Genomic DNA, 14,968 nt, shown 5'->3' on the forward strand with positions numbered 1-14,968 from the left:
ATTTTCCTTGTATTAGTTGGATTCCAAAAAGTTTCTTAATAATTCTGAATCTAAGTTACTTCGAATTTCCCAAGTACCTTTGTTAACTTTCTTATAAATATTAAATTTACCTGTAAAAAGGTCTGCATCAGATGAGTTACTGTAAATTGCTCTCCTAACACTTGTTTTCCAAGAGCCAAAACACTTCCTTGATGATGAACTCTGTATTTTTTCGTAGATATCCTGCAAAGTTGCTCTTCCACCAAGCGTATCTACTATTTTGTAAACCTCTTGGTTCCATGTACCTGAAATTTGTTCTTTTAAATCTAAGACTCGACTTTCTAATTCATTGATATTTTCGTCGGATGGAGATACTTCAGCAGTTATTTTATCTTTAAGTTTCAATAGATTTTTAAACTTATTTAAAGTGTTTGAATTTATACTCGCGTTTTGCTCAAGTACTGTCATGAAACTATCAAAAGATTGGGAGCCTGGAATAGCGAACTCATTATTGATGTAAGATTCGAACTCATCAATTTGCCTGAATAGCTCCCCTACTCTTGTATCTAAATTTGATATAATCCTTTCCCTATCAGTACTATCAATTTCTACTTTTATCGATTTTTCAAAAGCATCATTTAAAATAGGTTTAAGCTCATCAACAATTTCATCTACTTCGTCACACTCCTCCTCTGTGACATCTGCAGAATGTGCGACTCTATTCCTGAGTTCTGTTAGCTTCTTCCAGCGAGCTTCTAGATATGAAGCCTCCGTATCAACAGAACCTTTAAAAAATTTGTCCCAATTTGAGATAGGTACGTATTGCTTTAATTTTTCCAAATCGACATCATTATGACTTTTATAAGCTCTAATCACTTTATGTAAGTTGCTATTATTTAGTTCTTGATAAGGTACAAAAAGCGCATCCGCCAAATGATTAAAATCTACTTTGTGTAATTCAGATGCATATTCTTTTCCATTATTTTTTCTATCTCTACTAGTATTTTTTTTAACTACTTCTGGTGAGTTATTATTAACCCAATCTTTACCCACCTTGGTTATCATAAAAAAAGTTATCAACCTTCTCATTAAATTTTCAATTTCGTGTATCTTTGAATAAGCTAAGCACGAGTTATTATGGGCTAAATCGTTTAATAAAGTTTCGACCGTGAATCTTTCTGTTTTACATGCGCTACGTATCATCTTCAAAACTTCTCTAAAGCTTTCTAAATTCTCTTCAAGCGAAGAAACTGATAAGTAAAAATACCTTTGATGTTTATCACTTACAATTCCACTCTTTAAAGAGTATTTGTACTTTTGATTATTGAAACTAATGTTACTTTTAATGAAACTCAGTGGCGTCTTATCTGTTATGAACTCTTTAAATCTCTCTGTTGACTTAAGGAAGTTAAATAGGCCAGAGCTACTATCTGTATTATCAATAATAATAAGATATTCAATAGAAAAACTTTTTAATTTATTCATTCAATAATTCCCAAAACGCTTTATCTTTAATGCGTTTAATCTGTTTTTCACCATCGATATAAAGACTGGTGTGTTTTTCAAGTTCGCGGATATTTTTCATCAGGAGTTCTTGTTCTGATTTATCATCTTTGTTGAAGATTCCTTTAATATCTTGGGTTTTTATTTGCGCAACGCGATGCACAATCCAGCTTAGGACATAAGCTGAATAGTCGTTTTCACTGGTTTTGAAATGGGTAATGTCTTGGGTTGATAAAATAACGCCCACGCCGTATTCACGGCCTTCTTTTAATATTTTGCGAAGACTTGGGAAGTTTTGCGACATAAAGTTATCGGCTTCATCAACCAGTACTAGCTTAGTAACTTGCCTAAAGTCACCTTGTACTTCTGGCTTACCTTGCTTTTGCATTTGCGAATAAAACAAATCAAGAGTAAGCGCCACAATGAGGTTTTGGATTTCACTAGGATAACCAGCTAGTTCAATCACGGTTATACCGTCAATAAGCTCATAGAGACTAGTCATTTGTTCAGGCTGATCTTCAAAAATTTTGAAGCGAGCTAGCTTAGATAATGCTGCATAAAGTGAATCTTCTTCCACTTTTTCTTGGTTTAAAAATAACTGCCAAATATCTTCAATAGTTGGAGCTGGTTTCGACCATGTACTTGGGTTTTCAGGACGAATACCTGCTAAGTCATAAGCTTCCAGAATAATATTTTCTAGTTTGAGTTGCTGCTTAGGCCCTAGGCCATATGCTTTAGACATTGTTTGTGAGAAACCTGCCGCAGTATGAATTGGCAGCATAGGTGTATCACCAAATAAACTCAAAGGATTATATGGAAGCTTGAACAACTTATACTTTTTAGCGTTAGTCGCATTTATAAACTTATCATCCACATAATCCGACTTATAATCGAAAATAAGAACGCCAATTGGCTTACCATCTACATTATTATGTTGATTACGATAAAGCTGAGTCACTACCGACTTAGTACACTGGGTTTTACCCGTGCCCATAGTGCCGATAATACCTGAGTTGGTATTCATGAATTTAGCGGTATTGGTAGGCTCCCAGTAAACAGGGACTCCTGTTTGCTTTTCATGACCAACTAAGACCGATAAATTTTCTTTTTGCTGAGGTAACTCATCGATTTGAACTTTTGACGAGTTAACTTCCTTTAGGGGGCTGACGTCTTTTTGCGATTCTATCTTTTCTTTACTCTTAGATGAAATTAAATCCTCTTGAGGCTCTATTGCAGCCATTATTTTACTAGCTTCGGGCACAAGAAACTCTTGCTTTTGTGTTGAATTAGTTACCTGGCTTAGTATACGTTTAACGACGTGCTCATATACAGTAACGTGTGCTTTGACCCATTCAACCGCTTCTTTATTTGAACTAGTCACTTGAAGAGCTTGACGACAAAAGTCGGCTAGTCCTTTTTCTTGTAATTCAACTTTTGAAATTAAATTTTGTACAAAATAAAGTGTTAAGCCATAGGCGCTGGCGTGAACTTTCAAAAGAGAAATATAAAAATATTTATTAAGCTGTAAGTCTAACTTACGGTTTAAATAAGTTTGGATGCATTCACCTTCAATAATATTTTTTTCGTGAGCAATAAAAGCGCTTGCATGCTCCATGATTTCTGCAACATCATAATTACTAAATGCATTTTTTACATGAGCAAAGCTCGTGTCATCCACACGTACAATAGTTCCTTCAGTTAATAATAAATCCATATAAAATGCGGCATGACCCAGAGAGTTGCTTCGTATTCGACTCGCGACGTCATGTTTAGTAAGGGGGATTAAACTTTCTTCAAATACACTTGCTAAAACGGTTCTTTGAGACGCCAAACTGAATTCACTATTTAAACTAACAGTATCAGCGCCTGATTTACCATTAAAGTATATACCAACGGTTTCCCCAAAGGTTCTAACAACATAGCGTATTACAAAGTAGTCTTGTACAAAGCGAGCGTTATCACAAATATCTACAGATAAATTAACTGAATCTCTCTTTGTGTAGCTATATTCTTGCAGTTTTGATTTAACAGTATTTAAAATATATTGAATATCATGATCACTTATTTCTAAATAAGATAAATGTCTATAAGTACCACGACCACTTTGATAGATTAATTCTCGGTCGCAAGCAGCTCCAATACCGGGCTCTGGCCTATCAATCAACATATCATTAGAGCATATCTTTTTATCCGCAGCCTTTGTTTGTAGTAACTGCCATGCAACACCATTTGGAAAATCGAGCAGCGTATTAGCTATAGTCTCAACTTTTGGTAGTTTTAACGGTTTCACGTACTCATCTACTAACTCTAAGTAACCAGATTCTTGCCATCTAAGAATTTGGTTTTCAGCTACCGCAACATCTATATCTGCCGTTTCATGCAAATGCCAAGTTAAGTCTTCTAGCGGTGCAGGCGATTTATTTATCAACCAGAACTCATTAAAAAGCTCTCGTGATAATGAAGGATTGATGATCAACCGAATTTCATTCTCCTCAAGCCCACAACAAAGCTCTAGAAACATATAAAACTGCTTTAAGTTACTAAATGTTGTTCTCAATGCAGGGAAAAGTGGCTCTCGTAATTCACTTAAGTTAGCTTTGACAACTGCTTTTATAACTCTTTGAGAGACTGTTAGCTGAGAAAGAAAAGTTTGTTTCGCTTTTTTCTCAATTTGCCTTATACGCTCTCTAGTAACGTCAAAATCTTTACCGATCTCTTCTAATGTTTCACTTTCTCTATTGATACCTAAACGACGAGTTAATACTTGCTTGTCTCTATCTTTCGCTACATTAAGGTAACTTTCTAAGCTTTTTGATAACTCAGTTTCTAATTCACCCAACTCAATATCATAGTTATCAGATACGATAACAGATTCGCTATCTGAAGAAACAGAGTATTCGCCAGATAAAAGCGCTTGCTTAAACTCATTAAATTTTTCAAGTTTGCCATTGCCAAAGCCATTTAACGCCAACATTTGATGATCTTTTAATGCGATAACTTCATCAACGGTAATATCTAGAGATATTGATCGCAATATTAGATTAGATAAGGCTTTATAGTCCTGTTCAACTAAAATATCTTTAAGTAATAATCCATTGTTTTCGTTTCTGGCACTAATATTTTGGACTGAATCATTCAAAAACTCTTTTAATCTAAAGAAAGGTAAAAGATAACTTTCACTATTATCCATAAGTTCTGCTAAGTCACCTTCAGTTAAAGCAAAAATATCCTCTGCTGAAATATTACGCTTTAGACTAATTAATAAATTTTCTATTAACTTTTCAAACTCATCAGGGTACTCAAATTCTACATGGCATGGTTCACTTTCTAACTGGACTTCTTCATCCACTTCTTTTAAGCTAATATCGCCAGCAGTAATGGCTTGAACTTCCTTGATATCATCTTCATTAATTTTTTCAGAAGGGATGTACTGTTTGTCTGTAGTTACTTTGAGAATAAAACCTTTTAACTCAGGAAACTCTTGCTTTGATCGGAGATCGTCACTTATTTGGCTGATCTGGTTGCTTTGGAAATAACGCATCCAACCAAAAGAAATTTCCGCTGTAAGCATATTACTAGCGGAGTCTACTTTAGGGTTTGTTCTAGCTGTTTTAAGGTCATTTTTAAAAGCAATGGCAAAGCCACTAACATAGTTTTCAACATCACATAACCTATACATACCTTGCTGATAAAACTCTTTCTCTGCTAATAAATTTGAAAAATAGCCTCTTGGAAAAAGTTTATATAACTCATAACGTTCTACTTGTGTTAATACGTGCTGCATAAACAAAGAACGGTAGACCCTTCCTTTAAAAGTCTGCTCAGCTAGCAAACCGTACATGAAGTTTTTTAATTCAATTGCCTGTTTAATTGCTTTGGTAAAATCATTTCCTTTTTCACGGGTTTTCACCTCAAGTGGTAGTAAATATATTTGATGATTTTTAAAACCTACAAATAAAAGGTCATCACTCATAACTTTAAGCTTCTTATTTTGTAGGCGCGCAGCAAAATCAGATTCTGAAATTTTCAGGCCTAAATTACCAGTAACCCTAATAAGTTCAGCAATTGAAAGTGGTACCCATGTAATATCACTTTCTAACAAAAGCCCGGCTATAAATTTGTAGGCAGCAACAATACCTTGTTTTTCTTTCAGATCATTTTGAATACCTGTAGTTTGTGGCTTTCCAGCGGCCTTAACGACATCCAATAACCACTGGCCACTAATTGCGTTAAATGAACTAACTAATTCACTCGACTCTTCTTTTAATAACCCTCGATACAAATCTATTCTCGAAGAAATAGTAATTGCATCGTATGCTGTTGAACTTGTGTATTTGTCAGAATAATGAACAAGTAACGTATTTTTTTCGTCAAAAAATTCTAATGTTACTTTTGGATCTATAACACAAGTCCAAATGCTCGAATTATATGAAGATCTCAATGATTTTTTGAACGTATCTTTAACTGCTAATGCAGGTACTACTCCGGGATTATAACTTGCCGTATCATCGCGTAATGGCTTAAACAAACTGTTAAATTTAGCTGCAAATTCCACTGGTAAGCTAAAGCTTTCTAGGCCTTTTAAACCAAAACCTGTGTAGTAATTGTCATTTTCTAAATATGAAGCTTCACCAGTAATTAAGCCTGTACAACTCACTCCAGTCTTAGAATTAATCGCTAACTTATCAACTAACTTAACTTTCTCGTTATTTTTGAAAAAAGAAATATGTGCATAGTCGTATTTTTTCTCAGCTGTTTTTTTGCTGTAAGTGAGCTTATTTTTTATAAGGCTAATTAATGCGTCTGTTTCATCAACTTTTTCTTTATCTGTTTTACGCACTAACTCACGTTGAGTGTCTATGTCTTTAGATTCTGAGAACTGATCAAAAAGTGAATTATGGAGCCTGTCATCGTACATAGTGATATGTACGTTGAGAGCGACTAATTTCTTTTTCCGGAAATAATCAACAACTCCAGCAAAAACATATTCATTTCTTTGGTTATGAATTGAATTGATTAGCAATGAAGTATCACTATTACGTTCAAAAAGCATACTAAAGCAACTAGTAAAGTCTTGTAATTTCTCTTGTACTAACTTAGCTACATAACTCTGATTACTTTGTTGTTGAGGTGCTATTTGTAGCCAAAAACGATTATGAGTGGCGGGTTTACTGAATGCATAATCAAACTCACGGTCATAGACGATAGGGAGTAAACCTGCAGGATTAAGCTTATCAAGTGTAACTTTTGGCAAACTAGAGATTGAAGTATCTGTTCCTTCTAGTAATTTCACTAAATGCAGCATATAACTTAACACAATAGGATGAAAAGGTGTAAGCCAGTCATTAGGATTATCGTCCTTGTCAAATGCACCATGGTACATACCGATTTGTACTAATTTTTTATGCTCTGTTGAGAGTGAACTATTAGGTAAAGAGTTAAGCAGATTATTAAATTGTTCTAATAATTTAGACACTAAATTCTGTAACTCAACAGGCCAGCTTGTAAGTGAAATGATTGTTTTGTTTTGTTTCAGCCAAAGATATAATTCGCGATAATGATTAGCTAACGTAATGTCAATTTGCCTAATTTCATTTACAGTAAATTGTTCCCCTGTATCTTCATTCAAATAAAGCAGCTCTTTATCCGCAAAGTCAGATTCAATCATACAAAGCTGTCGAGCGCCGACTGAAAGCTCTTTTTCTTTACCTGCATATACTACACACTTAGACTTATACTGTGCGATTCCTTCCAAGCTCAAGATGTTATGAGCCCTACTTTCATCTAAAATGCTAGGTAATTTAATTGATTCGAGATTAGCTTTACCGAAAACACTAATTGGTAACTCATTGTCTTTAAACTTAAGTCTTGCTGTTAATGCTGCCTCTTGTTGCAATAAAGATAAAAAATTCACCCTTCCATTTATTGCTAAGTCTATCAACGATTCAGGCTCTGTTATAGAAACTGATTGATTGATTTGATCATTAAATACTAAGTCATCAGTAACATTATCAAAGTTCAGTTGTCCTTTATTCCGCTTAAATTCAACCTTAAGCTTTTCCCATACATTAACTAAATGAAATGAATTATGAGGTATTAAGACAAAATTAAACTGAATTTTTTCAGCGCTACTATTTCTGTTCAATTTTAATTGAAACAGCTTAGGTGTGCCGTCATAATTACATTTAGCGGTGATTACGCTATTTTTCTCATAGTTGCCAACTTGAGGGTCGGCAAAGTCTTTTAAAGAGTAATCACCAACAATAGTTATTTCATCTTTTTTTAGTAAAGTATCTCCTTTAGAGAATCTAAATTTGATTTCCAATGCTCCTGGCATTGCCTCAATTAGGACACTATTTCTTTTTTTCTTCGCATCATGCGGCTTTACAAAAGGATGCTTTTTACCATTTACTTCAAGCTGTTCATAAATTAACTTGCGTGTTTTATTTGCTTCTATTTCATTTTCAACATCGCTGTATTTGAGGCTTTTCCACTTATCGCTATCGATCAAGTTATCTTTTATAAATTTTTCACCAAACCCAAGCTTTTCAAGTTCAGTATTTAATTCTTCTTTACTCTCAGAGTAATCATGTTTTAAGCTGCTGATCGCATTATATAAGTTGCTATTTTTTTTTATATCGTTCTTGATAGCTCTTTTATCATTAAAATCTAGCAATCGCTTATCATCAAACAAACCATGCTGCTCAAACTTTAACTCATTATTAATAATAGAGTTGTATAAAGCTTCATAACCGAAAATACTTAAGTTCTGTTCCTCAACGTCTTGCCTTTGCTTATCGCATATAGCCTCTACAATCTCTTTATGCGAATGCTTTTTTGCTAAATAATCGAGTTTTCCACTGACAAATTCTGCTGTAAGGACCTGCCCTACAGCACTTAAATCTTGGCAACTTGTGAGTATTGTTTCAAGCGCACTATTATGGATAACAAATAAACTTGTATTTTCTAAGTCATTAATTGCGTCTCTTACATTTGCAATAAAATCTTCACTAAATGTTTCTTTTTCTTTTGTGGCACTATCATGCAGCATTATTACTAACCTCGAGCCCCAAACAGTCTCAATATATGGAATAGCTACACCATCTATCAGAATTGTACTTGATATTGTGTTCGGGACTAAGGTTCGTGCATAAAAAAGCTTTTTAGCTTTATCTGGGTCAGAACAGATATAGTGAAATTTTGTTGAGCTTAATTTTTTAGCCTTAATTTGCTCGATAAGAGAGTTAATTAAAAAAGATTCAAATGGTATTTGTGACATATACTGCATCCCCGCTATCACTTAACTTAATGACGTTGCCAATATTCTCGTAAATTGCCAAAAGCGCTTGCTTTGACTTCAAATCAAAATAAATACCTCTTTGGTTGAACCCTTCAACGACTTCATCAATTAATAATTTTTCTTTGCTGCCTATAATGAGATTGGTTAAAATGAGAACTGTTTTTGTATTTAGTTGAAAATACCAGCCGCCTGCACGACCTTTGTTTACACGGAAATTTTTTGCAAAATTATCTGCGAAAGCGTCTCTAATTTTCTCGTTTGCACCAATACGGGTAGACGTTTTACTAGTCATTAAAAAAAGTTGTTTATGGTACGACAAGCCATCATTTATAGCTTCTTGGAATGTTGGCTTTTCTCCTGTAAAGGTAATATCAAATTTATCGCAAATAAGCTTATTTAGATGGTTAATATCATTTATATGGCTCGAATCATGTGAAACTTGGTTTAATAACCAAAGTGGCGAACTGGAAATTAATTCTAAATACCCTAAGTGAGGAAAAACATCTAAAGCTATGCCATGCTTTTTATCTAAAATTCTTTTAAAGCCTTTGGAGTAAGCAAGATAACGTTCTTTACTTGCTTTTTCGCCTTCCAAAATAAAGTAAACTTCCTGGCTTGAAGGTTCAGAGAATCTTGCATTGGGTAAGTGAAGGTGTAGAGAAAGTTGAACTAAATATAAAAAAGCATAAACTTCAATAACAGCCTCAAAATTTTCATTTAAATAATCAGGGTGGGCACTTAAGAATGTAAAATCCTGTTTAAGCTTATTTGCTAAAAAAGGTAAGTACGAAGCATTCGAGGTCTCACTGTAATATTCAACACATTGCTCTCTGGTACTTAGGTTGATTATTTCTTCTAAAAAATTACTCCCATCGAAATCTATGTCTACAGCCTCGAAACCACTAAGCATTGTGTTGAAAACATCAACCATAGTTTTGGTTCTAGCTAAAGCTCTCGGGGACTCATATACTAGATTTTCATAAGGTGAAATTTTTGATTTAGTAATATTTTTTATATAAACTGTTTTGATCAAGTCATGTAAATCTTTTGTGTTTCGCTTACTTTTTATATCTTCTAAAACTCGGGTATAAAGCTCATCCCTATTTCTATGTTTACACGCTAAGCCAAATAAATTTTGATAAATATTCTTGTATACTAAAAGCCAATCAAGGCCTTGGCTTTGTGGTGTATCCGGCCCAATAGGTAAGTATCTGATTGCATTATTTGTATACTTGAAATTTTCAACCTCAAACTGCTGAATTGATGCTTTCAATTTATCCATTAAAATATACTCCCTGAAACGGTATAGCCTCTTCTACCTTTTTTTGCCTCTGCGATTAAGTTATCGGTGCCTTGTTTGTCAAAAACACGTATTTCTTTTGTTTTTGATGTCGCGTTTATAAGCTCTCTGATAAATTCATCTAATTTTGTAAATTCGTTATGTAAACTACGATTTGGAAGATAACCATTTTTAATATTGTGTATAAGTTTAAAAACTTTAATATCAAGATTTAAATAAAGCTCTGCGTCCTGGTTTACAATAAATTTTATTTCTAATAGACAGGGACTAAAGAATATCTTTTCTTCTAAATATTCAAGATCTAACTCAACTTCTAATTTATTACATACCACAAAGTCATCTAACTCTCTGCTTACTACAAAGCCACTTAATTCTGCAGGTACTTTTCTATTAATATAATTCAAAATGCTTTCTAAAATATTTTTTTCAAACAGCTCAACTAGGTAATCTTCATCGCTATGATCAAATTTGTTTTTAGAAAGCCTTTGATATAATTCTAAATAACTAATGAAGATCTGTTCTGGGAATAAATTGACTAACTTACTATTAGGGAACTCTTGCTTAATTTCTTTATTCATTATCCATGAAAGCCGAGCAACATTTACATTATCTAATTCACAACCTGCTAGTTCAATTAAGTAATTTATGCTTTTTTCTGTTTCATGGGGCAGGGAGCCTGTTACAGACTCCAAAAAAAATGAGTCTAGGACTTCATTACTTTTCGAAAGAGGATCATGTAAAACTATTTTTTCAGAAATTTGATTATCTAAACGTGTAAACAGATTACCAATTAGTCCTTGTTTGTTTTCTGTTGTTAATAATTGATAGATAAAATCAACGAAGAGTCTAGGAACTAAAAACTGTTCGTTATAAAATCTAATTACTCCGAAAAGATAGATCAGAGCATTTTGAAAATCCTTTTCTCTCAGCAATTGAAAATTAAATGCTAATTGGCTCTCTATTTTTTTTTCATAGCAGTAAAGACTATGAAATGGATTTTCATCACTTTCACTCGTTAAAGCTTGTAAAAACCTAGCAACAAACTCCGACTCTACTCTCCCCTTTGTAAAATCTAACCTCGGATAACTTTCGAAATCATAAAAATATGCATTTTCTATTTGGTATCCTTTTTCGTGTCTGTTTTCTAGAAATCCAGAAAATAGCGCTTTAATGTCGCTATGCTTTTCAGAACCAAACTTAATAAACTTCTGAAACATACCAATATTAATACCAACAGCAAGTTTATGCTGTTGTTTCTTCTGTTCTTCAAAAAGTTCATCTAGGCTATCCACAGCGGTGCCATGTTGAGTTTTTCCATGAGTAGCATCTAGATGAAATAAAACATTTTGAAACTCTGGTTTATTGCAAAGGCGTGTCAATACCTCTGATTTACCATCACCACTACTACCACATAAGAATAAGATACTATTAGTTGAGGCCTCTTTCAGTTTACACTCGAAATCAATTGCTATTTCAGGCTCTATGTATAGGTATTCCTTGTATTTATATTCATCTGGCTGCTCACCTTGGCGAATTGTTGATACTGAATAAGGAGATGACTTTGATAAAACGCTGAGGGCTTCTTTTAACCGCATAATTGACCTTTATCCAACGTAGTGCGGTTTAATAAAACCGCTCCTTGGTTTATTTATTAACAGCGCGAGCTATTAATCTAGCATTCATTTATAACTAATCTACAGGATCATAATTAATAAATACAGAGATAAGAGCAATATTACGCCCTAAGTAGTATGTTTTCATTACAAAAAAGCACTGTTTAACTGCTATAAACCAATGTTATTTACACTTTTACCTAATTTTCTACATCTTTGAAAGTATTAAATTTATATAAAACATGGCTGTTATTTCCCCTGCAGTGTAACGGCTTGAATAAACGCTTATTCAAGCCGTTATAAGCTTACCAAGCGTTTTAAAGGTTACATTACATGCAATCGCTTTAGCTGCTGGCCTTTTAATAACAACTACCTAACCCTGTTTATATTTAAAACTTGGTTTATACTAAAGTGTTGTAATTTTTTAGAGTAATAAAATGCTAAGAATCGCTTTTGTTGTATTACTAATCTGTAGCTGTAGCGTATTAGCCTGTGCCAAAACACTTAAAGTAGGCACTAATGAACGCAACTGGCCGCCTTATGTGGTGGCAGTTAATAACAATTTAACCGGCGTTGAAATTGATGTGGTAAATACGATTTTTAACAGCTCACCTTTTTGTTTAAAGTTTATGTTGCTGCCTACTTCTGCTCGTGCTTTTGAAGAGTTAAAAGAAGGCCGTATTGATATTGTTTTTGCAGCCAGCATAACCCCTGATAGACAAAGTTATGCCTATTTTAGCGATACTTATCGCGATGAAATAATGCGCCTTTATAAATATAGCGACTCTCCTGATATAAATAACCTAAGCGATATTTTTTATAGAGATTTAACGCTCGCTATTGGTCGCGGTAGTTATTATGGCGCTGCATTTGCGCAGTTTAAACAAAATCATCCTGCTCACGTTATTATGATGCCCACAGCCGACAAACGCTTTGCTATGCTTAGTAAAAACAGGGTTGATTATGCAATAGAAGACGAAGTAGCTGCACAATATTTTATAAACCAACATCCAAGCGTTAAGCCTGTTCCTAATATGGCGGCCATTAATAAGAGTTCGATTCATTTAATGTTGAGTAAAAAAACCATTAACCAAGTCGAGTTACAAACTATAAATGAGTTAATTAAGCAAAATAAAAGTAACATACACGCTATTTATCAGCGGTTATAGCTTTTAAGCTTTATTCTTTTACCTTTCATCTTTGGGCGTGGATCTGTATAATCCGCGGCCTATTATTTACTCTATCGCTTGTTTATTTATGCGGCACCTTGCTGCAGCTTAACCCTGCCATTAATTTTCTAGGATTACTTTTTTTGATCTCCACCGCAAATATTACGATGCAGTTTGGCGCAGAGCCGTTGTTTGAAAACATTTCAGCTAAATTTGGTAACGGTAACCGTTACGGTTTAATTGGCGCTAACGGCTGCGGCAAGTCGACATTTATGAAAATTTTAAGCGGTGCGCTTACGCCTAGTGCAGGTAATGTGTCTATTACGCCAGGGCTAAAATTAGGTAACCTAAGCCAAGATCAATTTGCGTTTGAACAATACAGCGTAGTTGATGCGGTAATTATGGGCGACGTTGAGCTTTGGAAAGTAAAACAAGAGCGCGACCGTATCTACTCGTTGCCTGAAATGAGCGAAGAAGACGGCATGAAAGTGGCCGAGCTTGAAAGCATCTTTGCTGAAATGGACGGTTACACCGCAGAAAGCCGCGCAGAAGAAATACTACTTGATGCAGGTATCGATAAAGAATTTCATTATGGTTTAATGGCGAACGTAGCCCCTGGTTGGAAATTGCGTGTGCTGTTAGCACAGGCACTATTTGCTAATCCTGACATTTTGCTACTAGATGAGCCAACCAATAACTTGGACATTCATACTATTACGTGGCTTGCGAATGAGCTTAACCAACGTAAATGTACCATGATTATTATTTCCCATGACCGTCACTTTTTAAACTCGGTATGTACGCACATGGCCGATATTGATTACGGCGAGCTGCGTATTTACCCAGGTAATTACGAAAAGTACCTTGAAGCCTCGGGCTTGCAACGCGAACAGTTATTAGCTGAAAACGCGAAAAAAAGCGCTGAAATAGACGAGCTGCAAGACTTTGTTAACCGTTTTGGTGCTAATGCCTCTAAAGCAAAACAAGCCAGCTCGCGCGCTAAAAAAATGGACAAAATTAAGCTTGATGAAGTTAAAGCATCAAGCCGTATGAGCCCGTCACTGAGCTTTGACGAAGGCAAAAAAATGTATCGCCAAGCGCTTGAGCTAACCAAACTTGGCCATGGGTTTGACGGTGAAACGTTATTTACCGGCGGCGACTTATTGCTTGAAGCGGGTGCGAAGCTTGCGGTTATCGGCGAAAACGGTGTGGGTAAAACCACCTTTTTACGTTGTTTAGTTAACGAGCTTGAAAGTTTACACGGTGAAGTTAAATGGTCAGAAAACGCGACCTTTGGTTACTGCCCACAAGACAGCAGCAAAGACTTTGATAACGACTTAACTTTATTTGATTGGATGTCGCAGTGGCGCACAGCTAAACACAACGATTTAATGGTTCGTGGCATGTTAGGGCGTTTATTATTTACCGCAGACGATTCAAATAAAAAAGCGCGTAACTGTTCAGGTGGTGAGAAAAACCGTTTGTTATTCGGTAAGTTAATGATGCAAGACGTTAACGTACTAATAATGGATGAACCAACAAACCACATGGATATGGAAGCCATTGAAGCGCTTAACAATGCCCTAAAAGACTTTAAAGGCACACTTATTTTTGTAAGCCATGACCGTGAGTTTGTATCGTCACTAGCAACGCGTATTGTTGATATTAAAGACAAGCAAGTGATTGACTTTCAAGGTACATTTGACGAATACTTGGCAAGCTGCGAAGAAAACAAAGTAGCTTAAGAGCTAGGTTAAAGAAATAGCCTAAACCATTTTAAAAGCGGTGCTTGTTTAAGCGCCGTTTTTTTGTGTCTGGGGTTCGGGGTTCTCTTATACACATCTCCGAACGCAATTAGTAATTTGACAGTAAAAAAGCAAAGAAAGGCTGTGTTTTTTTGCTCATTTGCACTCATTCTTTGCTCTTTGTGCAAATAATTTTTAAGTGATTTATTTACCACTGAAGGTTATGAGGCGCTGCATTTTACCCGCGTCTCGCAGCCCGAAGTCCGTTGTCTTCTCATTTACTCTCATTCGCTTCTCTGTGTTCAAATAGCTTTTAGTGAATTATGCACAAAGAGGGCTATGAGGCGCTGCGCTTAAAG

The 14,968-nt window shown here is 35.0% G+C and carries 6 protein-coding genes; 2 read left to right on the top strand and 4 right to left on the bottom strand.

Translation table 11 applies throughout. The features are described from left to right. Positions 1 to 12: 12 nt before the first annotated feature. The 4 genes from P3J6_RS09865 to dptF are packed head-to-tail and all read right to left on the bottom strand — an operon-like array spanning position 13 to position 11,677. Positions 13 to 1,464: a HEPN domain-containing protein gene (locus P3J6_RS09865; RefSeq protein ID WP_198522901.1), complete on the bottom strand. Its 1,452-nt coding sequence runs from the start codon at positions 1,462 to 1,464 to the stop codon at positions 13 to 15. After that, a complete protein-coding gene (gene dptH / locus P3J6_RS18825; RefSeq protein ID WP_232735484.1) occupies positions 1,457 to 8,761 on the bottom strand; it encodes a DNA phosphorothioation-dependent restriction protein DptH in 7,305 nt (2,434 codons plus the stop codon). The genes P3J6_RS09865 and dptH overlap by 8 nt, the downstream gene beginning before the upstream one ends. Then, positions 8,742 to 10,064 (bottom strand): DNA phosphorothioation-dependent restriction protein DptG, encoded by a 1,323-nt coding sequence (dptG, locus tag P3J6_RS09880; protein ID WP_198522902.1) that lies wholly within the window; start codon positions 10,062 to 10,064, stop codon positions 8,742 to 8,744. Before dptG ends, dptH begins: the two co-directional genes overlap by 20 nt. Beyond that, positions 10,064 to 11,677: a DNA phosphorothioation-dependent restriction protein DptF gene (gene dptF / locus P3J6_RS09885; RefSeq protein WP_198522903.1), complete on the bottom strand. Its 1,614-nt coding sequence runs from the start codon at positions 11,675 to 11,677 to the stop codon at positions 10,064 to 10,066. The genes dptG and dptF overlap by 1 nt, the downstream gene beginning before the upstream one ends. A gap of 455 nt (positions 11,678 to 12,132) precedes the next feature. On the opposite strand from dptF, the gene P3J6_RS09890 reads away from it, so the two are divergent. Both P3J6_RS09890 and P3J6_RS09895 read left to right on the top strand, forming a co-directional pair. Then, positions 12,133 to 12,864: a substrate-binding periplasmic protein gene (locus P3J6_RS09890; protein WP_198522904.1), complete on the top strand. Its 732-nt coding sequence runs from the start codon at positions 12,133 to 12,135 to the stop codon at positions 12,862 to 12,864. A 143-nt stretch (positions 12,865 to 13,007) separates the two neighbouring features. Beyond that, positions 13,008 to 14,609, top strand: coding sequence for an ABC-F family ATPase (locus tag P3J6_RS09895; RefSeq protein WP_076923146.1), 1,602 nt, complete (start codon positions 13,008 to 13,010; stop codon positions 14,607 to 14,609). Positions 14,610 to 14,968 lie beyond the last annotated feature (359 nt).

The sequence above is a fragment of the Pseudoalteromonas sp. 3J6 genome (genome assembly GCF_903995135.1).
Taxonomy (GTDB): Bacteria; Pseudomonadota; Gammaproteobacteria; order Enterobacterales; family Alteromonadaceae; genus Pseudoalteromonas.

Excerpts from the sequence above, each read along its gene's own strand:
- P3J6_RS09865 (WP_198522901.1), bottom strand. The coding sequence starts at position 1,464 with ATGAATAAATTAAAAAGTTTTTCTATTGAATATCTTATTATTATTGAT.
- dptH (WP_232735484.1), bottom strand. The coding sequence starts at position 8,761 with ATGTCACAAATACCATTTGAATCTTTTTTAATTAACTCTCTTATCGAG.
- dptG (WP_198522902.1), bottom strand. The coding sequence starts at position 10,064 with ATGGATAAATTGAAAGCATCAATTCAGCAGTTTGAGGTTGAAAATTTC.
- dptF (WP_198522903.1), bottom strand. The coding sequence starts at position 11,677 with ATGCGGTTAAAAGAAGCCCTCAGCGTTTTATCAAAGTCATCTCCTTAT.
- P3J6_RS09890 (WP_198522904.1), top strand. The coding sequence starts at position 12,133 with ATGCTAAGAATCGCTTTTGTTGTATTACTAATCTGTAGCTGTAGCGTA.